Origin of the sequence: Bradyrhizobium sp. CCGB12 (assembly GCF_024199845.1) — a bacterium.
In the GTDB taxonomy this organism is placed as follows: domain Bacteria; phylum Pseudomonadota; class Alphaproteobacteria; order Rhizobiales; family Xanthobacteraceae; genus Bradyrhizobium.
This window is the reverse complement of record NZ_JANADO010000001.1, coordinates 8,082,074-8,105,000: the sequence shown is the minus strand read 5'-3', so window position 1 is coordinate 8,105,000 and position 22,927 is coordinate 8,082,074. Positions and strand designations below refer to the sequence as shown.

The following is a 22,927-nucleotide window of genomic DNA, read 5'->3' as shown; positions in this document are numbered from 1 at the left end:
ATGTTGTCTGCAGAATTGCCTTGCGGCACGCGCCCTCGATGAACGCTATCTGCAGCCGGACATTGACTAGAAAGACCAGCTTGCTTCGTAAGATCGTTCCGATAGCGAGGCGGTCAAGCTTCGCTAAAAGGATCATTTTACAACTCACAGCCAACCTTGCGGTCGGACGCGAGCGCCGAAAATGATCCGGAGATAATGAAGGCTCGCGCAACAATTTGCTGCACGACCCAACTCGGATCGATCTCCTCTTTACGATGTCAGAAAACACGCACGTTACTGTCTATCCAGACTAGTAGGTGCGAAGTGATGTTTCGCGGACGATTCAGGTGCACGATCAGTCGATGATCAAACCATCTGGTGGAGCCAGACGGGATCGAACCGACGACCTCATGCTTGCAAAGCACGCGCTCTCCCAGCTGAGCTATGGCCCCGTAACCAGAAGACGAATGCTCACTCGATGAAAGTGGTGGGCCTGGGAAGACTTGAACTTCCGACCTCACGCTTATCAAGCGCGCGCTCTAACCAACTGAGCTACAAGCCCCTAACGCATATCCCGTCAAGGACCATGGGATTCTGCTCATGCAGACCCAGCGCGTGTTCGTCCGCGAAGAAAGAGAAACGAAGACGGCGAAATCCCGCCAATGCAGCTCAACGATCTGGCGATCTGTTGGCCACTGATGTTTCTAAAACGGTTCGATAGAAGCAAGCTTCTGAAGAACCATCCTTAGAAAGGAGGTGATCCAGCCGCAGGTTCCCCTACGGCTACCTTGTTACGACTTCACCCCAGTCGCTGACCCTACCGTGGCCGGCTGCCTCCCTTGCGGGTTAGCGCACCGTCTTCAGGTAAAACCAACTCCCATGGTGTGACGGGCGGTGTGTACAAGGCCCGGGAACGTATTCACCGTGGCGTGCTGATCCACGATTACTAGCGATTCCAACTTCATGGGCTCGAGTTGCAGAGCCCAATCCGAACTGAGACGGCTTTTTGAGATTTGCGAAGGGTCACCCCTTAGCATCCCATTGTCACCGCCATTGTAGCACGTGTGTAGCCCAGCCCGTAAGGGCCATGAGGACTTGACGTCATCCCCACCTTCCTCGCGGCTTATCACCGGCAGTCTCCTTAGAGTGCTCAACTAAATGGTAGCAACTAAGGACGGGGGTTGCGCTCGTTGCGGGACTTAACCCAACATCTCACGACACGAGCTGACGACAGCCATGCAGCACCTGTGTTCCAGGCTCCGAAGAGAGGGTCACATCTCTGCGACCGGTCCTGGACATGTCAAGGGCTGGTAAGGTTCTGCGCGTTGCGTCGAATTAAACCACATGCTCCACCGCTTGTGCGGGCCCCCGTCAATTCCTTTGAGTTTTAATCTTGCGACCGTACTCCCCAGGCGGAATGCTTAAAGCGTTAGCTGCGCCACTAGTGAGTAAACCCACTAACGGCTGGCATTCATCGTTTACGGCGTGGACTACCAGGGTATCTAATCCTGTTTGCTCCCCACGCTTTCGTGCCTCAGCGTCAGTATCGGGCCAGTGAGCCGCCTTCGCCACTGGTGTTCTTGCGAATATCTACGAATTTCACCTCTACACTCGCAGTTCCACTCACCTCTCCCGAACTCAAGATCTTCAGTATCAAAGGCAGTTCTGGAGTTGAGCTCCAGGATTTCACCCCTGACTTAAAGACCCGCCTACGCACCCTTTACGCCCAGTGATTCCGAGCAACGCTAGCCCCCTTCGTATTACCGCGGCTGCTGGCACGAAGTTAGCCGGGGCTTATTCTTGCGGTACCGTCATTATCTTCCCGCACAAAAGAGCTTTACAACCCTAGGGCCTTCATCACTCACGCGGCATGGCTGGATCAGGGTTGCCCCCATTGTCCAATATTCCCCACTGCTGCCTCCCGTAGGAGTTTGGGCCGTGTCTCAGTCCCAATGTGGCTGATCATCCTCTCAGACCAGCTACTGATCGTCGCCTTGGTGAGCCATTACCTCACCAACTAGCTAATCAGACGCGGGCCGATCTTTCGGCGATAAATCTTTCCCCGTAAGGGCTTATCCGGTATTAGCACAAGTTTCCCTGTGTTGTTCCGAACCAAAAGGTACGTTCCCACGCGTTACTCACCCGTCTGCCGCTGACGTATTGCTACGCCCGCTCGACTTGCATGTGTTAAGCCTGCCGCCAGCGTTCGCTCTGAGCCAGGATCAAACTCTCAAGTTGGACTTGAACTTTGAACCGGCTGATCACAACGTTTGACGAGGTCCCACCATTTTTCATCGACCGAAGTCGACGAGCTGCCCGCGATTCACATCGCTGGCAACGATGGTGTAACCTTTAAAACGTGTACCGCCGAAGTCTTTCGTCCGGTCTCGATCAGAAAAGCCGAAGCTTCTCAGAAGCGAGACCCGCAAGGACTCCGCCGTCCACGTTTCTCTTTCTTCATCTTCACTTGTCAAACAGCCCGGGACCGTGGAGGCCCCAACCTTCCTGAGAGGAAGGGTTCCGACACCCTTACCGACGATGGATGAACTCCAACCGACTTGTGTCGGCTGTTGTGTCACTCAACAAGGTGAGGAGCATCAGTGGCGCGTTCGCTCGCCTCGGTCAGTGACCCGGCGGCGCCGCGCTCAGTGGTTGGGGTTATAGGCCCCGCCTTCCGGGCTGTCAACGCCAATCGTCAACAAATCGTCGCACAGTGGATCGTCGCAAAAATTCACGCGATTCCAGTCGGTTAGGGAGGCGCAGGGCGCGCGATCGGAGGCTGGGCGGAGAAAAAGCTCAAAAAAAGTTTGCGCCCCGGCGGGCTCCGGAGTGGACTTGGGAGGGAGCCTGGAAGAGGGGACCTGGGAGGGCGCCTGGGCGGAGGCTTTGGAGCTGGCTTGGGATTGCCCCTTCCGGTGCGGCTTTGGGATTGCCCCTTCCGGTGCGACTTGGGGATACCCTCAGGGCAGCCTAGCGTGCCCCCTCCTCCGGGAGCAGCTCGGGGTGTCCCTCAGGGGGAGCCTCCTGCGCCTGCCCGTTCAGGAAACTTTTCCATATTAGGCGCCGTACTTGAGCCACAATCCCGCGGCGTTCTGATAAGAGACAAGCTTGAATCGCGGGATGCCAGTGGGGGCTGCCAGCGATTTTCATGAGGTCAGAGGAAGGCGATCTTGCAGATGACGCGGCCTTCTTCCGACAATCGAGAGACATCGAGAGACCTTCACCCGCCTTGCTGTTCGTAATTTCGGTCGGCCCCAACCTGGGGCTCTCTGAGCGCGATTGCCTGTGCGGCTTGCCTTTTCCGGCGATCCCCGTTCAAGAGGGCGACCGGAGACGGGTTCGAAAATGGGCATCTTGGGTCGTTGAATTGGGGGACTTGGGTTGAGCCACAGGACGTCACGCGGCGCTTACGGGCGTGAGACCGGGATCATCGATCTCGGCCACGAGCCGCCGCTGTCCGTCGATGGTTCTGAGGCCGCCGTCATCGATCGCCGCCGCGTCTCGGTGCAATGGTTCAGCGGCACCATTCTGACCGGACTCTGCGGCGCAGCTCTGATCGGCGGCGCCGTTTTTGCGTCGCTCGACGGCGAGATGACCTTCGCCAAGGTGCCTGAGCGGGTCGAAGGTGCGCTGCGCGGTGCCTTCGGCGGCGCCGATCGCGTCGCCACGCTGCACAAGAGCGACCGCCTGCCGCCGCCGAGTGAGTCCACGGCTTCGCGCAACATCATGCGCGTCTCGACGGTGGCCCGCGTCGGCAACCGCGACGTGATGCGGGTGCGGCCCTTCGTCCGCATCGCCGGCAATCTGTCGATGACGACGAGCGATCTGTCGGCAAAAATCCCGCCGTTCAACGCCCAGCGCCTGCTCACCGATGTCGGCTCCGATCCGAAGACCGCGTCGGAAGACCCGAACAATCCCGAGGCCGTCGAGCCCGACGCCGAAGTTTCCTTCGTCACCAAGGACCTGTCGCAGGTGCTGCCGAAGGCCAAGATTACCGCCGTGGTGGCGCTCGACGACATCCTGATGCGGGTGCGCGATGCCGCCAATTGGCGCGGCAATGGCGGGGTGCGGTATGCCTCGCTCTCCAATGCCACCGCCGACGTTTCCGGCGCCACCGGCCCCTCCGACATCAAGATGGCCTACGCCACCGAAGCGTCATCGTCCGATCCCTATGCCGGCTTCGAGACGCGCGTGGTGCCGGAAAACGTCACGCTGCTGCCCAAGACCAAGGAGCAGATCACCGGGGGCAATCCCAACGGCGAACGCGTCCACATGGTGAAGAAAGGCGACAGCGTCGCCTCCGTGCTGCGCGATCTCGGCGCCAACCCCGACGAGATCAAGGCGATCACCGCGACGCTCGGTCCGCGCGGCCGCGACGGCGGCCTGAAGGAAGGCGAAAAACTCCGCATCCTGATGGCGCCCGCAAGCCCCGGCGCCCGCCTGCAGCCCTACCGCGTCGTCGTCGCCAACGACACCATGGTCGAGGCGATCGCGGCGCTGTCCGACCTCGGCAAATATGTCGCGGTCGACGTCTCCAGCATGAATACCGTCGCGGACGCTGCGGCCAACGCCAGCAGCGACGAGGATGACGACGATGACGGCTCCGGCGTGCGGCTCTATCAGAGCATCTACGAGACCGCGATGCGCAACAAGGTGCCGATGCCGGTCATCGAGGACATGATCAAGATCTATTCCTACGACGTCGATTTCCAGCGCAAGGTGCAGCCGGGCGATTCATTCGACGTGTTCTATGCCGGCGAAGAAGAGGGTACGACGTCGAGCGAAAAGAAGGACGTGCTGTTCGCTTCGCTCACGGTCGGCGGCGAGACCAAGAAATACTACCGCTACCAGAGCCCCGACGACGGCGTCGTCGACTACTACGACGAGACCGGCAAGAGCGCGAAGAAGTTCCTGGTCAGGAAGCCCGTCAACAACGCGATCATGCGCTCCGGCTTCGGCGGTCGCCGCCACCCGATCCTGGGCTATGTGAAGATGCATACCGGTGTCGACTGGGCTACCACCTACGGCACGCCGATCTTTTCCGCCGGCAATGGCGTGATCGAGAAAGCCCAACTCGAGGGCGGTTACGGAAAATATATCCGTATCAAGCACAACAACGGCTACGAGACCGCCTACGGCCACATGTCGGCGTTCGCCAAGGGCATGGAGCCGGGCAAGAAGGTGCGCCAGGGTCAGGTCATCGGCTTCGTCGGCTCGACCGGCCAGTCGACGGGCCCGCACGTCCACTACGAGATCCTGGTCAACGGCCGCTTCGTCGATCCGCTGCGGGTGAAACTGCCGCGCGGCCGTTCACTGGAAGGCCCGATGCTCGCCAGCTTCGAGAAAGAGCGCGACCGGCTCGACGGCATGATGAGCGGCCGCGGCGGCGCCATCGCCCGCATGTCGGACGCAACCGGCGGTCCGTTGCAGGTCAGCAACCGCTAATTGCAGCCGTCCGACATCGGTCGGACATTTTCAAACACGAAACGCTACGTAGCGACGCAGCCTTGCGGCGTCACAACGTCAAGTTTCGTTTGCCAAAGCCGATTGACGGGCGAATACTTTCCGAAAAATGGGAGGTCTCGCCATGAAGAACAGGCTCGCCTGCGCAGCCCTGGTTGCTGCGGTTTTCTCCATCACCAGTGCATCCGCCGAGACCTCGCCGGCAACCTGGCAGGTCACCAAGCTCGTCCCGGGCTCGGCATTCCATGGCGTGCACGGGCTCGCCGTCGACAAGGCGGGCCACCTGTTTGCCGGCAGTGTCGCGGGCGCCGCGCTCTACGAGGTCGACATCGCAGGCGGTACCGCCAAGGTTGCAGTCCCCGCTCCGGTCGGAATGGCCGACGATATCGCATTCGCGCCCGACGGCACCATGGCATGGACCGGCTTCCTCGCCGGCGATCTCTATGCGCGCAAGGGCGACGGCCCGATCAAGAAGCTCGCTAGCGGCCTTCCCGGCATCAACTCGCTCGCCTTCCGCAAGGACGGCAGGCTCTACGCCACCACCGTCTTCCTCGGCGACGCGCTGTTTGAGATCGACGTCGAAGGCGTCAAACCGCCGCGCCAGATCATGGAGAAGATGGGCGGCCTCAACGGCTTCGAGTTCGGTCCCGACGACAAGCTCTACGGTCCGCTCTGGTTCAAGGGACAGGCCGCAAAGGTCGACGTCGACAAGGCCGAGCTGACCGTCGTCGCCGACGGCTTCAAGGTCCCGGCAGCGGTGAACTTCGATTCCAAGGGCAACCTCTTTGTGGTCGACACTGCGCTCGGCCAGCTCGTCCGGGTCGACACCAAGTCGGGCACCAAGACCATGGTCGCGCAGCTAAAGCCGTCGCTGGACAATCTCGCGATCGACGACAAGGACCGCATCTACGTCTCCAACATGGCCGACAACGGCATCCAGGAGGTCGACCCGGCGACCGGCCAGGCGAAGCAGATCATCAGCGGCAAGCTCGCGCTGCCCGGCGGCATCGGCGTCACCTCGGACAACGGCAAGGACACGATCCACGTCGCCGACGTGTTCGCTTATCGCACCGTGGACGGGGTGACCGGCGAGGTCACCGAGAAGGCGCGCATGCACGCCGCCGGCGTCACGCTCGAATATCCGATGAGTGCGACGGCACGGGGCAACGACGTGATCCTGTCGAGCTGGTTCACCGGCACGGTCCAGGTGATCGACGGCAAGACCGGCGCAACGCGCGACATGCTGCACGGCTTCAAGGCGCCGCATGACGCGATCATGCTCGCGGACGGCAGCATTCTGGTGGCCGAGCTCGGCACCAAGTCGCTGGTCAAGGTCAGCGGTGAGCACGGCAAGGATCGCACCACGTTGGTCGGTGGCCTCGAAGGCCCAGTGGGCCTCGTCCGTGGCGCAGGCGACGAGGTCTACGTCACCGAAGCCTTTGCCGGCACCGTCTCCCGGATCGACGGCAATGGCGAGAGGTCCGTGCTCGCCAAGGAGCTGAACATGCCGGAAGGCATCGCGCGCACGAGCGACGGGCGGCTGGTCGTGGCCGAGGTTGGCGCCAAGCGGCTCATCGAAATCGACTCGAAGAGCGGCAAGGTGACCGAGATCGCAGCCAATCTCCCGATCGGCCTGACGGGTGCGCCGGGCGGTCTGCCGACGCATATCCCGACCGGCGTGGGTGTCGGTGCGACGGATGCGGTCTACTTCACGTCGGATGTGGAGAACGCGATCTACAAGGTGGCGAAGAAGTAGCTGGCTCTCTCACCTGTCCCGTTTGCGCGATGGGCCACCGCGTTTGATCATTTGGAAGAGGTCGTCATGCCCGGGCTTGTCCCGGGCATCCACGTTCTTGGCACTGCGGGGAGAGGCGTGGATGGCCGGGACGAGCCCGGCCATGACGCTGCGGAAGCTGCACGCGCCTAAGACAATTCGCCCCGGAGAGACAAATCTCTCCGGGGCGATTTGTTGTGTCAGACGTCCGTGGCAATCAGTTCAACTTCCGCTTCGACACCGGCGCCTCGAACTGGGCGATCTCCGCGGTCTGCGGCGCCTTGCCGTTGAAGGTGAGCACGTTGCCTTCGGACGAGATCGCGACGCTGTCGCCATCCCTGATGTCGCCGGCGAGGATCATCTCGGCGAGCGGGTCCTGGAGGTAGCGCTGGATCACCCGTTTCAGCGGCCTTGCGCCATAGGCGGGGTCCCAGCCCTTGGCAGCGAGCCAATCGCGGCCTGCGGCATCGAGCGTCAGCACAATCTTGCGATCGGTCAGGAGCTTCTGGAGCCGCGCGAACTGGATCTCGACGATCCGGCCCATCTCGCTCCTCTGCAGGCGGTGGAACAGGATGATCTCGTCGACGCGGTTGAGGAATTCGGGGCGGAAATGCGCCCGCACCATTCCCATCACCTGCTCACGCACGGCAGACGTGTCTTCGCCCTCGGGTTGATTCACCAGATACTCCGAACCTAGGTTCGAGGTCATGATGATCAGCGTATTGCGGAAATCGACGGTACGTCCCTGGCCATCGGTCAGGCGGCCGTCGTCGAGCACCTGCAACAGGACGTTGAAGACGTCAGGATGCGCCTTCTCGATCTCGTCGAACAGCACGACCTGATACGGCCGGCGCCGCACCGCTTCGGTGAGCGCGCCGCCCTCGTCATAGCCGACATAGCCGGGGGGCGCGCCGATCAGGCGCGAGACCGAGTGCTTCTCCATGTATTCGGACATGTCGAGGCGGACCATCGCGGTCTCGTCGTTGAAGAGATACTCGGCGAGCGCCTTGGTCAGCTCGGTCTTGCCGACGCCGGTGGGCCCCAGGAACATGAACGAGCCGGTCGGCCGGTTCGGGTCCTGCAGGCCTGCGCGCGAGCGGCGCACGGCGGTCGCGACCGCACGCACGGCCTCGGCCTGGCCGACGACGCGCCTGCTGAGCTGCTCCTCCATCTTCAGGAGCTTCTCCTTCTCGCCTTCCAGCATCTTGTCGACGGGCACGCCGGTCCAGCGCGAGACCACCTGTGCGATGTGGTTGGCGGTAACAGCCTCCTCCATCATCTCGCCGGAGTTCTCTTTGGCCTCGATGTCCGCGAGCTTCTTCTCCAGCTCCGGGATCCGGCCATAGGCCAGCTCGCCGGCCTTCTGGAATTCGCCGCGCCGCTGGGCGTTGGCCAGTTCGACACGCAGGCCGTCGAGCTCGGCCTTCAGCTTCTGGGCGTCGGAGAGTTTGTTCTTCTCCGCGCTCCAGCGCGAGGTCAGTGCCGCAGACTTCTCCTCGAGCTCGGCCAGGTCCTTCTCCAGCGTCTGGAGCCGGGACTTGGAGCCGACATCGCTTTCTTTCTTGAGCGCCTCCTGCTCGATCTTGAGCCGGATGATCTCGCGGTCGAGGGAGTCCAGCTCTTCCGGCTTGGAATCGACCTGCATCTTCAGCCGCGCCGCGGCCTCGTCCATGAGGTCGATCGCCTTGTCGGGCAGGAAGCGGTCGGTGATGTAGCGGTTGGACAGCGTCGTCGCGGCCACGAGCGCGGAATCGGTGATCCGCACGCCATGGTGCTGCTCGTACTTGTCCTTCAGCCCGCGCAGGATCGAGATGGTGTCCTCGACCGAGGGCTCGCTGACAAAGATCGGCTGAAAGCGCCGCGCCAGCGCGGCGTCCTTCTCGACGTGCTTCTGATACTCGTCGAGCGTGGTCGCGCCGATACAGTGCAGCTCGCCGCGGGCAAGCGCAGGCTTGAGCAGGTTGGACGCATCCATCGCGCCGTCGCCCTTGCCGGCGCCGATCAGCGTGTGCATCTCGTCGATGAACAGGATGTAGGCGCCTTCGCTCGCGGTGACCTCCTGGAGCACGGCCTTCAGCCGCTCCTCGAACTCACCGCGGTATTTCGCGCCGGCGATCAGCGCGCCCAAATCGAGCGACAGCAGCTTCTTGTCCTTGAGGCTCTCCGGCACGTCGCCATTGACGATGCGCAGCGCCAACCCTTCCGCGATGGCGGTCTTGCCGACACCGGGCTCGCCGATCAGCACGGGATTGTTCTTGGTCCGGCGCGAGAGCACCTGAATGGTGCGGCGGATCTCCTCGTCGCGGCCGATGACCGGATCGAGCTTGCCGTCGCGCGCCGCCTGGGTCAGGTCGCGGGCATATTTCTTCAGCGCGTCGTACGCGTTCTCGGCGGTGGCCGAGTCCGCAGTGCGGCCCTTGCGCAGGGCTTCGATCGCCGCATTGAGATTTTGCGCGGTGACGCCACCCTTGGCGAGGATGGTGCCGGCCTCGCTGGTCTTCTCCAGCGTCAGCCCGAGCAGCAACCGCTCGACGGTGACGAAGCTGTCGCCGGCCTTCTCGCCGGCCTTTTCGGCGGCGTCGAAGGTGCGGGCGAGCTCGGGTGCCAGATAGATCTGCCCGGCGCCGCCGCCGGAGACCTTCGGCACCTTGTTGAGGGCGTCCTCGGTCGCCTTGAGAATTGCACGGGAATTGCCGCCGGCGCGGTCGATCAGACCGGAAGCCAGCCCCTCATTGTCGTCCAGCAGCACTTTCAGGACGTGCAGGGTGGAAAACTGCTGGTGCCCCTCGCGCATCGCAAGCGATTGCGCGGACTGGACGAAGCCCCTGGAGCGTTCGGTATATTTGTCGATATTCATGTCTTTTCTGTCCCTCGGCCTGCCCCTGGGGCCCTCTAAGGCACCCCAAACGGCATCTTCATTGGGTTTCCGGTGCCTGCGTTGACGTTCCTCAACCGGGCATCGGTCGTTATTAGCCAGCGCTGGCGCCGACCTGACCCAGATGTGGGAAGCGTGCCCTCGGATCGGTAGAGGCGAGTTCACAATTTCGTGCGCGCATTGGCCCGCTTGGCGCGAGCAGGTCGAATCCCCTAAGTAGCGGCATGACAGCCAGCCAGACTGCCGAGATCACCGGCCTTTACCGCTACCCGATCAAGGGCCTGACGCCCGAGAGCTTGCCCCGGGTCCCCCTGCGAACCGGCCAAACGCTGCCCGCCGACCGCCGCTACGCCATCGAGAACGGCCCAAGCGGGTTCGATCCCGAAGCGCCGTCATGGAAGCCGAAAATCCAGTTTCTGATGCTTGCGCGCAATGAGAGGCTGGCGTCTCTCGACAGCCGGTTCGACGACGCGACCAACCATCTGACCATCCGCAAGGACGGCCAGATCGTCGCCAGCGGCGATCTCGAGACCCCGGCCGGGCGCGCCGCCATCGAGCGCTATTTCAGCGAGAACTTTCAACCGGAGCTGAAGGGACCGCCCAAGCTCCTGTCCGGCCGCGACCACAGCTTCTCCGACGTCGCCCGCAAGGTCGTCTCGATCATCAATCTCGACAGCGTCCGCGCCATCGAGGCGATGCTGGGCGGCGTCGCGGTGCATCCCCTGCGCTTTCGCGCCAATCTCTACGTGAAGGGCTGGCCAGCCTGGTCGGAGCTCGACCTCCTCGGCCAGACGCTTGCGATCGGGCAAGCCCGACTGAAAGTGGTCAAGCGCATCGTCCGTTGCCCGGCTACCAATGTCGACCCTGTCACCGCGAAGCGCGATCTCGAAATACCGCCGACGCTCTCGCGCCATCTCGGCCATATGGACTGCGGTATCTATGCCGAGGTCATCGCCGACGGCGACATCGGCGTCGGCGATGCGGTCGCGGTCGAAGAGCCGAAGCTGGTGTGAGCTTCGTAGGGTGGGTTAGCCGCAGGCGTAACCCACCACTGTCTGTCTCCGCAGAAACCAAAGAGGTGGGTTACGCCAGCGGACCGCGCTTCGCGCGACCGCTAGCTAACCCACCCTACGCACCTCTCCGTCAATTCGGCATCACATAGGCATAGATGTGACCGCGCGAGACGGGCGCTTCGCGGACGCGGCTGCCGTTGTTGCCGGAGATCATGATCGGATTCCCCTTCGCATCGATGCCGGTGATGATGCCGACATGACCGCCCCGGCGGCCGCGCGACATCACCGCGATGGCGCCGACCTGCGGCCCGGAGACACGCGTGCCGTAGCGCGCGAACGAGCTCGCCATGTCGGAGCCGGTGCCCTGATGCCCGGTGTGCTGCAGCACCATGTTCATGAAGCGCGCGCACCACAGGCTGCCGCGCCCGGTCGGATTGCCGCCGATGTAGCGGCGCGCCTCGGACACGAGGCCCGATCCGCCGCCGAAACCGCCGCTGCTCATCGCGTTATTGGCCACTCCGTTGTTGGCCGCGCCGCCGGCATTGGCGTTCGGATCATAGCTCGCCTGGGTGTTGGCGAATCCGCTCGCCTGCAACTGCGCCGCGCTGCGCTCGAAGCGCGAGCTGCGGGCATGGTGCCGATAGTGACGGTGGTGATGATGTCTGGCGTGGTGCACGTAACCGTGCCGCTCTGCGCTATGACGATGATGCGGCCGCGCTGAGGCCGGAGAAACGAATACGGCGACCGCCGCGAAGAAGATCGCCATCGCGATAAGACAACGCGACAGGCGAGACGCAAACAACTCCAACATTCTTCATCCTTCGTTGACACCCCCACTTTCCCCAATCGGCCCGTGTGGTGGCCGACGTCCGTCAGGGCGTAAAGCCGTCCCATGTGGCGAGAAAAAGACGCCACGCGTTGGCGAATGGCTGCGATGATTTTGCGCCGGTGCTGGTTTGATGCTGCCGCATTGCGGACAACAGCGTTAACTGCAATCCTCGAAATGCGGCTTGAAGAGAGGGAAACAGTTAATGCCCCACGCCACGACCAGGGACGACGTCCGCATCTATTTCGAGGAGGCGGGCCAGGGATCGCCGATCATTTTTCTGCACGAGTTCGCGGCCGACCACACCAATTGGGAGCCGCAGATGCGCTACTTCTCGCGCGGCCACCGCTGCATCACCTATTCGGCGCGCGGCTATTCACCGTCGGACGTACCCGATGGCGAGGTCTACACCTACACGCATTTCTACACCGATGCGCTTGCCGTGCTCGATCACCTCAAGATCGAGCGCGCGCATCTCGTCGGGCTCTCGATGGGCGCCTATTCGTCGCTCCAGATCGGGCTCAACGCGCCGCAGCGCGCATTGTCGATGACGCTGGCCGGCGTCGGCTCGGGCTCGGAGATCGAGCATCTCGATGCCTGGCGCCAGCAGTGCCGCGCCAATGCCGAGCAATTCGAGACGCTGGGCTCCGTCGAAGTCGCGAAGGTCACGCGCGAGGCACCGAGCCGGATTCCCTTTCTGGTGAAGGACCCGCGCGGCCACGCCGATTTCTACGCTGCCCTTGCGCGCCATGACGCCAAGGGATCGGCACGCACGATGCGTGGCTTCCAGGGCGGGCGCCCCTCGATCTACACGATGACGGATTCGATCAAAGGCGTTGCAACGCCGGCGCTGATCATCTGCGGCGACGAGGACGATCCGTGCGTCGGGCCGAGCCTGTTCCTGAAGAAGCATCTTCCAGCGGCCGGGCTCGCGATGTTTCCGAAGTCGGGCCACGTGCTCAACCTCGAAGAGCCCGCGCTGTTCAACGAGAGCGTCGAGCGGTTCGTGACGCTGGTGGAAGCGGGACGATGGCCGGTGCGCGATCGAAGGTCGCTGGCGGCACATTAGGGCAAGGGCGGCACCGCACACTCCGTAGCCGTAGCCCGGATGGCGCGAAGCGAAATCCGGGATTCGCAATCGCGGCACGAGCTGCCCCGGATTGCGCTGCGAGGCTGGGCAAGTATTTGTTTGGGCGCGGCTTACGCGGCATATCGGAAAATTGGACGGATTTGGGCTCGGATTGGCGCTGGAGCGGGCCGTATCCGGGTGATGATGTCGGTGATGTCGGTGATGGCGTTGAGCAGCAAGAGTGCCAAATGCGGAAGCCGGCTTGCCAGATAGGCCATGAAGGCGTCGAGGCCGAGAATGCTGAGGACTCGGGAGAAATTGTAGCAAAGCGCCATCAGGCTCCATTCGCCACAGACTTTGTCGAAGCCGCGGACGAGGAAGTGGCGGTAGCCGGCCCGGCATTTGATGGTGCCGAAGGGGTGTTCGGCGAGTTCGGCGCGGCGGCGCATCTGGGCCTCGGCGCCCTGCATCCGCGCGCGATGCCGATCCAGCACCGCTTCATGCTCCCAGCGCTGGACGGTGCGCGTCGGGATCTTGACGGTGACACAGCGCGCGCGCAGCGGGCAGGCGTCGCAATCTGACTTGCGGCTGACATACCTGATCTCGATCCGGTTGCCGTTGGTCTTGCGACCGTCCGTGGGACGCAGCTGCTTGCCGGCGGGACAGCGATAGACATCCGCTTCGGCGTCGTAGGCGAACGCCTCATGGCTGATGCGATCCTGCGCTTCGAGCCGCGTGGTTCGCTTGGCCAGCGGAACGTAGGCGGCAATGCCGTTCTCCTCGCAGTCCTTGAGCGTATGGCCGTTGTAGTAGCCGGTATCGGCGAGAACCGTCAGCGTCTCGACGCCAAGCTCGTCCTTTGCGGCCTTGGCCATGTCGTAAAGCTGGCCGCTATCGTTGCCGTCGTTGACGACCTCGCTCGCCGCGATCAGAGCGTGCTTGTCGTCGACGCCGATCTGAACGTTATAGCCTGCCACCACCTGGCCGTTCTTCGACAACAGGCGGGCATCCGGATCGGTTCGCGACAGCTGCGTCTGCCCGCTCTCCTCCAGTCGTGCCAGATCGGCCTGCAAGCTGGCGCGCTTGGCCATCAACGCCGCCACCTCTTGTGCGAGGTCTCCGCCGCGACTGCCATCGCCTCCGCCATCCCGCCCCGCGGGTGGACGTTCCACCTCGGCGCTGTCGTTGGCCTCGAGCGTGGCACCATAGGCTTCAATATCCTGCTCGATCTCCGCCAGCCGCTTGGCGAGCTTGCGCTGCGTTTTGATGCTCGCCTTGCTGGCGTTGCCATCAAAAAACGCACCGTCGATCGCCACAACCTCTCCGCCAATCAGACCGAGTTCGCGCAGCATCAGCACAAACTCCCGGTTCACCGCCTTGAGCGTCTTCCAGTTCTCCTGGCGGAACTTGGCGATGGTGCGATAGCCCGGCACCAGGCGCTTCATCAGCCAGATCAGTTCCAGATTGCGCCGGGCTTCGCGCTCCAGGTTGCGCGACGACCGGATCCGGTTCAGGTAGCCATAAAGATAAAGCTTCAGCAGGTCGGCCGGGTCATAAGGTGGCTGTCCAGCCCCGCCGCTCGATCCGGCATGGCGGAAGCCAAGCTTCCCGAGGTCAAGCGCTGCAACAAAAGCCTCGATCACCCGAACCGGATTGTCGCCGGCCACATAATCTTCCACCCGCGCCGGCAGAAGGCTCGGCTGATCCCGCCTGACGCCGGTTTTGAAGGTACGATTCGTCATGCCGAATCCTACCTTCACTCGATGTTAGAATCTTGCCCAGTCTCTGCGCTCCATCCGGGCTACAAGGGCATTAGAGCGACGACGACGCCACGTACTCCTCATTGCGAGCCAACGGGTCCGCGCGAAGCGCGGCCCGATGACAGGCTCCGCGAAGCAATCCAGAATCCCTCCGCGGAGACAGCCTGGATTGCTTCGTCGCAAGAGCTCCTCGCAATGACGAGGAACTACTTTCCGCCGCCCCTGCTCAGCAGAAACACCCCCTGCTCACCGAACATATTCCACACCCACCAGGGCAGGTTCAGCGGCACCGGGCGGCCGTAGAGGTCGAGCGCCACCGAACGCTCCATCTTGACATTGATCTCGTCGCAGAGCTCGACGAAATCCTTGATGGTGCAGAAATGGATGTTCGCGGTGTCGTACCAGGTCGCCGGCAAATTCTCGGTGCGCGGCATGTGGCCGCCGATCAGGAGCTGGAGCCGCATCTTCCAGAAGCCGAAATTCGGGAAGGAGACGATGGCGCGGCGGCCGATGCGCAGGAGATTTTCCAGCACCACACGCGGCTGCCGCGTCGCTTGCAGCGTCTGCGACAAGATCACGTAGTCGAAGGCGTCATCGGGATAGTTCACGAGGTCGGTGTCAGCATCGCCCTGCACCACCGCAAGCCCCTTGGCGACGCAGCGGTTGACGCCCTCGCGCGACAATTCGATGCCGCGGCCGTCGATGCCGCGGGTCTCCAGCAGCTGGAGCAGATCGCCCTCGCCGCAGCCGACATCGAGCACCTTCGATCCCGGCTTCACCATTTCGGCCACCAGCCGATGATCGGCGCGAAAATCGCCGGGCTGCCCGGTGGCGACGCCGCCAAGCGGCAAGACTTCCTGCACGGACATCTTAGCTATCCTTCAGTCCGCGGGCCTTGCCTGCCGATTGCAGGAAGGCGCGGGAGATGTCGAAGAATTCGGGCACGTCGAGCAGGAAGGCGTCGTGGCCGCGATCGGTCTCGATCTCGGCGAACGACACCCGCGCGCTCGAGGCGTTCAGTGCGTGCACCAGTGCGCGCGATTCCGAGGTCGGAAACAGCCAGTCGCTGGTGAAGGAGACCACGCAGAAGCGCGTCTTGATTCCGGCGAACGCCTTCGCCAGCACGCCGCCATGATCGGCGGCGATGTCGAAATAGTCCATCGCGCGTGTCAAATAGAGATAGGAATTGGCGTCGAAGCGCTCGACGAAGGACGAACCCTGGTAGCGCAGATAGGACTCGACCTGGAAGTCGGCGTCGAACGAGAAGGTCGGCAGCTCACGGTCCTGCATGCGGCGGCCGAACTTGCGATGCAGCGCGGCGTCCGAGAGATAGGTGATGTGCGCGGCCATGCGTGCCACGGCGAGGCCGCGATGCGGATGAATGCCGTGATCGGCATAGCCGCCACCGTGCCAGTCGGGATCGGCCATCACGGCCTGGCGGCCGAGCTCATGGAAGGCGATATTCTGCGCCGAGTGGCGTGTCGAACAGGCGATGGCCAGCGCGGAGTACACGCGGGTCGGATAGGCCGCGGTCCATTGCAGCACCTGCATGCCACCCATCGAGCCGCCGACCACCGCAAACAGCGTGTCGATGCCGAGCCGGTCAATCAGCATCGCCTGCGCACGCACCATGTCGGGAATGGTGATGACGGGGAAATCCAGGCCCCACACCTTGCCGGTGGCGGGATTGATCGAAGCCGGTCCGGTCGACCCCATGCAGCCGCCGATTACGTTGGAGCAGATGATGAAGTAGTGCTTGGGATCGAGGGGTCGGCCGGGACCGACCAGCGTGTCCCACCAGCCGGACTTGCCGGTGACGGGGTGCACGTTGGCGACGTGCTGATCGCCGGTCAGCGCATGGCAGATCAGGACCGCGTTGGAACGATCGGCGTTGAGCTCGCCATAGGTCTGGTAGGCGATCTGGAACGGGGAGAGATCGACGCCGCAATCGAGCCGCAGCGGCTGCTCAGTACCGAAACGCGCGACCTGCGAGCTCGGATGATCCACCTCGTGCGACCGTTCGTCGGCATTGATCGCGGGACTTGGAATCGACTTGACGCCAACCATCTCTGACCATCGACCTCGTTTGCGATCAGACGTGAGACCGCATTGATATCAGGCCATGAAAAACCCGGCCTGAACGATAGGTTCGGCCGGGATCGGAAGCGTCCCCGGCCTGTTTAGCGAGTTTTTTAACGTGGCTGCAAGCCGGCCGGCTCAAATGACCACGGAACGGGCAAAAAGTACTGGCTTAGGCGGTTTTCGTCAAGTCGCGACCCGGGTTAACCAGATTCGCCTCCATGCCGCAGGCGGAAAAGGCCTAATTTCCCTTTGCATTTCTCTTTGCTTTCGCCGCCCTGACTGCCTAATCAGGACATCGACCGCAGCGGCGACGGCCTTGCCAATCGACTTGGCCGACCCGCATTGGAACGCCCTCAACAGCCCCAGTCAGACATGTCCCAACGTCCGCCCGCGCCACCATCGCTTCAGGAATTGCGCAAGGAGATCGACGCGATCGACGAGGGCATGCATCGCCTGTTGATGCAGCGCGGCGACATCATCGACCGGCTGATCCAGGTCAAGCAGACCCAGGAGGTCGGCTCGGCGTTCCGCCCGGCACGCGAGGCTTCCATGATGCGCGAGATTGTCCAGCGTCATCGTGGCATCCTGCCGCTCGACACGGTCGAGAGCATCTGGCGCGTCATCATCTCGACCTTCACCTATGTCCAGGCGCCGTTCTCCGTGCATGCCGACATCTCGGTGAGCGAGCCGGCGATGCGCGATTCCGTGCGCTTCCATTTTGGTTTCACGGTGCCTTACGTCGCGCATTTCAGCGCGCAGGCCGCGGTCGAGGCGGTGGCGAAATCCAAGGGTGATCTGGCGCTGGTCTCGGCCACCTCGAGCCGCACGCCCTGGTGGCTGGAGCTGGAAGCGGACGGCGCGCCGAAGATCATCGCGCGGATGCCCTTCGTCGAGCGCGCCGACCATCCGGCGGCGCTGCCCGTGTTCGCGGTCTCGCGTGTCGCCGACAGCGCCGTGGTGACGGAGGTCGAGACCTTCAGCGTGCGCGTGTCGGGGTGGAACGCCGAGGTCGCGCGAGCGCTGTCGCCGCTCGCCGAGATCGTGGCGGTGCCCGATACCGCCTTCGACGGCGCAGCGCTGCTGGTCTCGGTCACCAGCGCCACCAGCATCGACAAAATCAGGGCTGCCTTGATCGAAGCGGGGGCCTCGGTACGCTCCACAGCCCTCGTCGGCAGCCACGCAACGCGCTATACGGTGCCCCCGACCGGGGCGAAATCGTAAATCGCGAGCCGTCCCGCCAATCCGGAGTTCAAGATGTCCCGCCCCGTGCCGAATCCCGGCATTCTCGATATTGCGCCCTACACGCCCGGCAAAAGCCCGGTCGCAGAGCCGGGCCGCAAGGTGTTCAAGCTCTCGGCCAACGAGACGCCGTTCGGGCCCTCGCCGAAGGCGATCGAGGCGTTCAAGCATGTGGCGGATCATCTGGAGGACTATCCGGAAGGCACCTCGCGCGTGCTCCGCGAAGCGATCGGCCGTTCCTTCGGTCTCGACCCCAACCGCATCATCTGCGGCGCCGGCTCGGACGAGATCCTCAACCTGCTCGCGCACACCTATCTCGGCCAGGGTGACGAGGCGATCTCGACCACCCACGGCTTCCTGGTCTACCCGATCGCGACCATGGCGGTCGGCGCCAAGAACGTGGTCGCGCGGGAGGCCAACCTCACCTGCGATGTCGACGCCATCCTCAAGGCGGTGACGCCGCGCACGAAACTGGTCTGGCTCGCCAATCCCAACAATCCGACCGGGACCTATGTGCCGTTCGACGAGGTCAAGCGGCTGCGCGCCGGCCTGCCTTCGCACGTGCTGCTGGTGCTGGATGCCGCCTATTGCGACTACGTCTCGCGCAACGATTACGAGATGGGGATCGAGCTGGTCGCCACCACCGAGAACACCGTGGTGACGCACACCTTCTCCAAGATCCATGGCCTTGCCGCGCTGCGCATCGGCTGGATGTTCGGGCCCGAGCACATCATCGACGCGGTCAATCGCATCCGCGGGCCCTTCAATGTGTCGACGCCGGCGATGTATGCCGCGGTCGCCGCGATCGAGGACACCGCGCACCAGGCGATGTCCAAGCAGTTCACCGAGACCTGGCGCAACTGGCTCACCGAGGAGATCGGCAAGCTCGGGCTGAAGGTGACGCCCAGCGTCGCCAATTTCGTGCTGATCCACTTCCCGACCGAGGGCAAGACCGCGGATGCGGCCGACGCTTACCTGACCAAGCGCGGCCTCGTGCTGCGCGCGCTGAAGAACTACGGCCTGCCGCATTCGCTGCGCATGACCATCGGCACCGAGGAGGCCAACCGCCTCGTGGTCGAGGCCTTGCGCGACTTCATGGCCGGCAAATGAGCGCGCAGGCGCACTTCCAGCGCGTCGCGCTGATCGGCTTCGGCCTGATCGGCGGCTCGATCGCGCGCGCTGCGAAGCTCCAAGGCCTGGCCGGCGAGATCGTCACCACCGCGCGCTCGGAAAAGACGCGTGCGCGCGTCGCCGAGCTCGGCATCGTCGACCATGTCGTGGCGACCAATGCGGAAGCGGTGAAGGATGCCGATCTCGTCATCCTCTGCATTCCCGTCGGCGCTTGCGGCGAGGTCGCGCAGGAGATCGCCGCCCATCTCAAGCCGGGCGCGATCATCTCCGACGTCGGCTCGGTCAAGGGCGCGGTGGTCCGGGACATGGCCCCGCATCTGCCGCAGGGCGTCCATTTCGTGCCGGCGCATCCGGTCGCGGGCACCGAGCATTCGGGCCCGGATTCGGGCTTCGCCGAGCTCTTCATCAACCGCTGGTGCATCCTCACGCCGCCTGACGGCACCGATGCCGCGGCCACGGAGCATTTGCGCGCCTTCTGGGCGGCGATGGGCGCCAAGGTCGAGGTCATGACGCCGGATCATCATGATCTCGTGCTCGCGATCACCAGCCATCTGCCGCATCTGATCGCCTACACCATCGTCGGCACCGCCGACGAGCTGGCGCAGGTGACGGAATCCGAGGTGATCAAATTCTCCGCCGGCGGTTTTCGCGATTTCACCCGTATCGCGGCCTCCGATCCGACGATGTGGCGCGACGTCTTCCTCGCCAACAAGGAGGCGGTGCTGGAAATGCTCGGCACCTTCACCGAGGACCTCGCCAAGCTCACCCGCGCGATCCGCCGCGGCGACGGCGATGCGCTGTTCGACCACTTCACCCGCACCCGCGCCATCCGCCGCGGCATCGTCGAGATCGGCCAGGATTCGGCGGCGGCGGATTTCGGCCGGCCGCATGCCGCGCTGAAGAAGCCTTAGACCACCCGTCTCCCCTCCGTCATTGCGAGGAGCGAAGCGACGAAGCAATCCAGACCGTTTCCTCGGAGAAAGTCTGGATTGCTTCGCTTCGCTCGCAATGACGGCGGATCAATACAGCGGCGGGATCTGACCGACCTTGACCGGGCCGAGCAGGACGGCACCGTCGACGAATTTCAGCGGGAAGCTTCTTGCCTTCTTGCCTTCCAGCGTGCTCTCGGTGCCGATCGAATTGATGCCGGCGGCAACGCCGGCATTGGCGTTCTGCTTGATGACCTTGCCGAGGCCCGGAACGGCGCGGTCGAGCGCGCCGAAGAGATTGTTGAGATCCTGCGATTTCACGCCGGGCGCGACGCGATCGAGCGTTGCCTGCGGCACTCCCTCCTCCAGCATCTTCTCGATGCCGAGCGCCGGGATCACGCGCTCGAGGCCGGTGACCGTCATCTGCAACTCGCCGTCGAGCCGGCCATTGGCGGAGAGGCCGAGGGTGCCGGCCGCAACCGCGATCATCTCGCCCTGCTGAATCCGCGACTGCACGATCTCGATATGGCCGCCGGCGGCCTGGATCTCGCGGAAACGCTGCGGCCAGGGCTTTGGCGTGAGGTCGGAAAGGCCGGTAATCTTCGCGCGCGTGTCCGCCTCGAACGGCTCGGCGAGCAGGGGATGCACACCCTGGATGCTGCCCTGCGCGACCTGAAGCACGGTCTCGATCACCGGGTGATCGGACGGCGATCCGTCCGCGAGGCGGCCGTGCAGCTCGACCTGCTTGGCGCGCGCGAGCGGCACCTGCACGCTGCCGTCGAGACGGTTGAGGCTGGGATCGTCGAACACGATGGAGGCGCGGTCCGGTACGGCCGGCAGGCCGGCTACGCTGGCGCGGCCTTTGCTCCAGTTCACCACGAAGGTGTTTTGCGTGACGCCGTCGGTCAGCGTCGCCGGCGCGGAGAACTCGGCGATGACGCGCTTGGGGTCATAGACCTGGGCGACGACCAGGATGTTGTCGAGCTTCGCCGTGAACGGCGTCTTGCTCGCGTTCTGCGAGACCAGGGCGACGCTGGCGCCGGAGCACTGGACCTCGAAACGGAACGGGAAGCCCGCGATCGAGCGCTTGGCGCAATCATAGATGCGGCCGGCCTTGGCCTCCTGCGCGCGCCAGGCGTCGGCGGCGATTTCGGCCTGCGACGCCGCATAGAACCAGAAGCAGCTCCACGCCACGGCGAGGACGAGGACGAAAACGGGTGCGATGAAAAGGCCCCAACGGGAGCGGCGGCGGCCTGCGGCAACGGTCATATTGGACATGCGGCGACCCTTTGATCCCAGATTCAGGCAAATGTAAGCGAGGCCCGCCTGCGACGAAAGGCGGAGAAATCGCTTCGCTTGGGGGCGCGGTTCTGGTAGCCGTGCCCGAAATGTCGGAAATAACCCTCCCCTCCGTCACCACAGCCAAGGGCGACCTCTGGGTGTTCGGCTACGGCTCGCTGATGTGGCGGCCGGGCTTCGCATTTAGGGAACGCGTCCCGGCGCGGCTGGTCGGCGAGCACCGCGCGCTCTGCGTCTATTCCTTCGTGCACCGCGGCACGCCGGAGAAGCCGGGCCTGGTGCTCGGGCTCGACCGCGGCGGCGCCTGCCGCGGCATCGCCTTCCGCGTCGCCGAGAAGGACCGCGCCGACGTGGTCGCGAATTTGCGGGCGCGCGAGCAGGTGACATCGGTCTATCGCGAAGTGATGCGCTCGGTGTGGCTGGAGAACGATGCACGGCAGCGCGTCTCGGCGCTCGCCTATGTCGTCGACCGCGGCCATGTCCAATATGCCGGCCGGCTGTCGCTCACCGAGCAGCACCGCCATGTCGTCCAGGGCCACGGCCAGTCCGGCGCCAATCGCGACTACGTGACCGCGACGGTGAAGGCAATCGAGGCCGAAGGTTTTCGCGACACGCAGCTGCACCAGCTTGCGACGATGCTGCATGGTGATGCGCATTCCCTGCACGCGCCGGCGCCCGCCGAAGACCGCGAAAGCCGCTAGCCGCCAGTCGGCGCATAGCTCGGCGCGGAGCCGATCAACTGTTCCTGCTCTTTCCGGCCTGCTTCGACGAGGCGGCCGGTCGCGTCCTCGATGGCGGTCTGCACACGGGAGAGAAACTCATCCTTCGGCAGACCCGGCGGCAGCGGATCGAGGAATTCCACCACCAGCGTGCCGGGATAACGCATGAAGGTGCGGCGCGGCCAGAACAGGCCGGAATTAAGCGCGATCGGCAGGCACTGCACGCCGCAGGACGAATAGATCTGCGCAAAGCCGGTCTTGTAGTCCGGCGGCGCGCCCGGCGCGCGGCGCGTGCCTTCCGGAAAGATCACGAGCTGCCTTCCGCTGCGTACCGCTTCTCGCGCCCGCCGCGTCATGTCGAGCAGCGCCTTCACACCGGCGTTGCGGTCGATCGCAATCATGCCGGTCTTGACCAGGAACTGACCGAACACCGGGATCTGCATCAGCTGACGCTTGAGGATGAAGATCGGCCGGTTGAAGAAACCCGGCAGCACGAACGTCTCCCAGAACGACTGGTGCTTTGCGACGATCAGCAAAGGCCCCTGCGGGATGTTCTCGACACCGCGGAATTCCACCTTGATGTTGCAGACCAGGCGCATCAGGATCAGCGTCGCCTTCGCCCACCATTGCGCAACCGTCAGCATGGCGCGCGGCGGCAACGCGAAGGTCGGCAGCGCCACTATCGCCAGGCACACCAGCACGGCGTAGAACAGCACGTTGAACACGAGCGAGCGCAGGAAAATCAGGAACATCGACGATCCGATCAATT

The 22,927-nt window shown here is 63.7% G+C and carries 15 protein-coding genes, 2 tRNA genes, 1 rRNA gene and 1 riboswitch; of the genes, 8 read left to right on the top strand and 10 right to left on the bottom strand.

Annotated features, from left to right (window positions below; genetic code table 11):
• Nucleotides 1-355 precede the first annotated feature (355 nt).
• The 3 genes from NLM27_RS37190 to NLM27_RS37180 all read right to left on the bottom strand — a co-directional run bounded on the left by NLM27_RS37190 (nucleotide 356) and on the right by NLM27_RS37180 (nucleotide 2,217).
• Nucleotides 356-431 (bottom strand) — tRNA-Ala (locus NLM27_RS37190).
• A 33-nt stretch (nucleotides 432-464) separates the two neighbouring features.
• Nucleotides 465-541 (bottom strand) — tRNA-Ile (locus NLM27_RS37185).
• A 187-nt stretch (nucleotides 542-728) separates the two neighbouring features.
• Nucleotides 729-2,217: ribosomal RNA gene (locus tag NLM27_RS37180) — 16S ribosomal RNA — on the bottom strand.
• A gap of 1,143 nt (nucleotides 2,218-3,360) precedes the next feature.
• Between NLM27_RS37180 and NLM27_RS37175 the strand changes: the two genes are divergently transcribed.
• Both NLM27_RS37175 and NLM27_RS37170 read left to right on the top strand, forming a co-directional pair.
• The gene (locus tag NLM27_RS37175; RefSeq protein WP_254147987.1) at nucleotides 3,361-5,424 is read left to right on the top strand and encodes a M23 family metallopeptidase; all 2,064 of its coding nucleotides are present in this window, start codon (nucleotides 3,361-3,363) and stop codon (nucleotides 5,422-5,424) included.
• Between the two features lie 142 nt (nucleotides 5,425-5,566).
• Entirely contained in the window at nucleotides 5,567-7,198 is a 1,632-nt protein-coding gene (locus tag NLM27_RS37170) for a hypothetical protein (protein ID WP_254147986.1), read from the top strand.
• A 235-nt stretch (nucleotides 7,199-7,433) separates the two neighbouring features.
• On the opposite strand, the gene clpB is transcribed toward NLM27_RS37170, so the two are convergent.
• The gene (clpB, locus tag NLM27_RS37165; RefSeq protein ID WP_254147985.1) at nucleotides 7,434-10,073 is read right to left on the bottom strand and encodes an ATP-dependent chaperone ClpB; all 2,640 of its coding nucleotides are present in this window, start codon (nucleotides 10,071-10,073) and stop codon (nucleotides 7,434-7,436) included.
• Nucleotides 10,074-10,315: 242 nt separating this feature from the next.
• Between clpB and NLM27_RS37160 the strand changes: the two genes are divergently transcribed.
• On the top strand, nucleotides 10,316-11,104 hold the full coding sequence (locus tag NLM27_RS37160; protein ID WP_254147984.1) for an MOSC domain-containing protein: 789 nt from the start codon (nucleotides 10,316-10,318) through the stop codon (nucleotides 11,102-11,104).
• Between the two features lie 130 nt (nucleotides 11,105-11,234).
• Here NLM27_RS37160 and NLM27_RS37155 read toward each other — a convergent pair whose 3' ends face one another.
• Nucleotides 11,235-11,915: a TIGR02594 family protein gene (locus NLM27_RS37155; protein WP_254147983.1), complete on the bottom strand. Its 681-nt coding sequence runs from the start codon at nucleotides 11,913-11,915 to the stop codon at nucleotides 11,235-11,237.
• Between the two features lie 220 nt (nucleotides 11,916-12,135).
• Between NLM27_RS37155 and NLM27_RS37150 the strand changes: the two genes are divergently transcribed.
• On the top strand, nucleotides 12,136-12,999 hold the full coding sequence (locus NLM27_RS37150; protein ID WP_254147982.1) for an alpha/beta fold hydrolase: 864 nt from the start codon (nucleotides 12,136-12,138) through the stop codon (nucleotides 12,997-12,999).
• 131 nt (nucleotides 13,000-13,130) lie between these two features.
• Here NLM27_RS37150 and NLM27_RS37145 read toward each other — a convergent pair whose 3' ends face one another.
• The 3 genes from NLM27_RS37145 to NLM27_RS37135 form a co-directional block, all read right to left on the bottom strand.
• Nucleotides 13,131-14,741 (bottom strand): IS1182 family transposase, encoded by a 1,611-nt coding sequence (locus NLM27_RS37145; RefSeq protein WP_254142551.1) that lies wholly within the window; start codon nucleotides 14,739-14,741, stop codon nucleotides 13,131-13,133.
• 224 nt (nucleotides 14,742-14,965) lie between these two features.
• Nucleotides 14,966-15,628, bottom strand: coding sequence for a methionine biosynthesis protein MetW (gene metW, locus NLM27_RS37140; protein WP_254147981.1), 663 nt, complete (start codon nucleotides 15,626-15,628; stop codon nucleotides 14,966-14,968).
• A 1-nt stretch (nucleotide 15,629) separates the two neighbouring features.
• Nucleotides 15,630-16,826 (bottom strand): homoserine O-acetyltransferase, encoded by a 1,197-nt coding sequence (locus NLM27_RS37135; protein WP_254147980.1) that lies wholly within the window; start codon nucleotides 16,824-16,826, stop codon nucleotides 15,630-15,632.
• A 92-nt stretch (nucleotides 16,827-16,918) separates the two neighbouring features.
• Nucleotides 16,919-16,998: riboswitch (SAM riboswitch) on the bottom strand.
• 215 nt (nucleotides 16,999-17,213) lie between these two features.
• Between NLM27_RS37135 and NLM27_RS37130 the strand changes: the two genes are divergently transcribed.
• The 3 genes from NLM27_RS37130 to NLM27_RS37120 are packed head-to-tail and all read left to right on the top strand — an operon-like array spanning nucleotide 17,214 to nucleotide 20,122.
• Nucleotides 17,214-18,062 carry a chorismate mutase gene (locus tag NLM27_RS37130; protein WP_254147979.1) on the top strand — a complete coding sequence of 283 codons (849 nt, stop codon included), beginning with the start codon at nucleotides 17,214-17,216 and terminating at the stop codon, nucleotides 18,060-18,062.
• A 33-nt stretch (nucleotides 18,063-18,095) separates the two neighbouring features.
• Complete coding sequence (hisC, locus tag NLM27_RS37125; RefSeq protein WP_254147978.1) at nucleotides 18,096-19,190, top strand: histidinol-phosphate transaminase; 1,095 nt, start codon at nucleotides 18,096-18,098, stop codon at nucleotides 19,188-19,190.
• A complete protein-coding gene (locus NLM27_RS37120) occupies nucleotides 19,187-20,122 on the top strand; it encodes a prephenate/arogenate dehydrogenase family protein (RefSeq protein WP_254147977.1) in 936 nt (311 codons plus the stop codon). Before hisC ends, NLM27_RS37120 begins: the two co-directional genes overlap by 4 nt.
• A gap of 108 nt (nucleotides 20,123-20,230) precedes the next feature.
• Here the strand turns inward: NLM27_RS37120 and NLM27_RS37115 are convergent, their stop codons facing one another.
• A complete protein-coding gene (locus NLM27_RS37115) occupies nucleotides 20,231-21,418 on the bottom strand; it encodes a DUF2125 domain-containing protein (protein ID WP_254147976.1) in 1,188 nt (395 codons plus the stop codon).
• 110 nt (nucleotides 21,419-21,528) lie between these two features.
• Here NLM27_RS37115 and NLM27_RS37110 point away from each other — a divergent pair, with 110 nt between their 5' ends.
• On the top strand, nucleotides 21,529-22,140 hold the full coding sequence (locus NLM27_RS37110) for a gamma-glutamylcyclotransferase (RefSeq protein WP_254147975.1): 612 nt from the start codon (nucleotides 21,529-21,531) through the stop codon (nucleotides 22,138-22,140).
• On the opposite strand, the gene NLM27_RS37105 is transcribed toward NLM27_RS37110, so the two are convergent.
• The gene (locus tag NLM27_RS37105) at nucleotides 22,137-22,910 is read right to left on the bottom strand and encodes a 1-acyl-sn-glycerol-3-phosphate acyltransferase (RefSeq protein WP_254147974.1); all 774 of its coding nucleotides are present in this window, start codon (nucleotides 22,908-22,910) and stop codon (nucleotides 22,137-22,139) included. The genes NLM27_RS37110 and NLM27_RS37105 overlap by 4 nt on opposite strands.
• Between the last annotated feature and the right edge of the window lie 17 nt (nucleotides 22,911-22,927).

Coding starts and splice junctions, on each gene's coding strand:
- NLM27_RS37160 (WP_254147984.1), top strand. CDS start 10,316: ATGACAGCCAGCCAGACTGCCGAGATCACCGGCCTTTACCGCTACCCG.
- NLM27_RS37130 (WP_254147979.1), top strand. CDS start 17,214: ATGTCCCAACGTCCGCCCGCGCCACCATCGCTTCAGGAATTGCGCAAG.
- metW (WP_254147981.1), bottom strand. CDS start 15,628: ATGTCCGTGCAGGAAGTCTTGCCGCTTGGCGGCGTCGCCACCGGGCAG.
- clpB (WP_254147985.1), bottom strand. CDS start 10,073: ATGAATATCGACAAATATACCGAACGCTCCAGGGGCTTCGTCCAGTCC.
- NLM27_RS37150 (WP_254147982.1), top strand. CDS start 12,136: ATGCCCCACGCCACGACCAGGGACGACGTCCGCATCTATTTCGAGGAG.
- NLM27_RS37135 (WP_254147980.1), bottom strand. CDS start 16,826: ATGGTTGGCGTCAAGTCGATTCCAAGTCCCGCGATCAATGCCGACGAA.
- NLM27_RS37145 (WP_254142551.1), bottom strand. CDS start 14,741: ATGACGAATCGTACCTTCAAAACCGGCGTCAGGCGGGATCAGCCGAGC.
- NLM27_RS37155 (WP_254147983.1), bottom strand. CDS start 11,915: ATGTTGGAGTTGTTTGCGTCTCGCCTGTCGCGTTGTCTTATCGCGATG.
- NLM27_RS37110 (WP_254147975.1), top strand. CDS start 21,529: ATGTCGGAAATAACCCTCCCCTCCGTCACCACAGCCAAGGGCGACCTC.
- NLM27_RS37170 (WP_254147986.1), top strand. CDS start 5,567: ATGAAGAACAGGCTCGCCTGCGCAGCCCTGGTTGCTGCGGTTTTCTCC.
- NLM27_RS37115 (WP_254147976.1), bottom strand. CDS start 21,418: ATGTCCAATATGACCGTTGCCGCAGGCCGCCGCCGCTCCCGTTGGGGC.
- NLM27_RS37105 (WP_254147974.1), bottom strand. CDS start 22,910: ATGTTCCTGATTTTCCTGCGCTCGCTCGTGTTCAACGTGCTGTTCTAC.
- hisC (WP_254147978.1), top strand. CDS start 18,096: ATGTCCCGCCCCGTGCCGAATCCCGGCATTCTCGATATTGCGCCCTAC.
- NLM27_RS37120 (WP_254147977.1), top strand. CDS start 19,187: ATGAGCGCGCAGGCGCACTTCCAGCGCGTCGCGCTGATCGGCTTCGGC.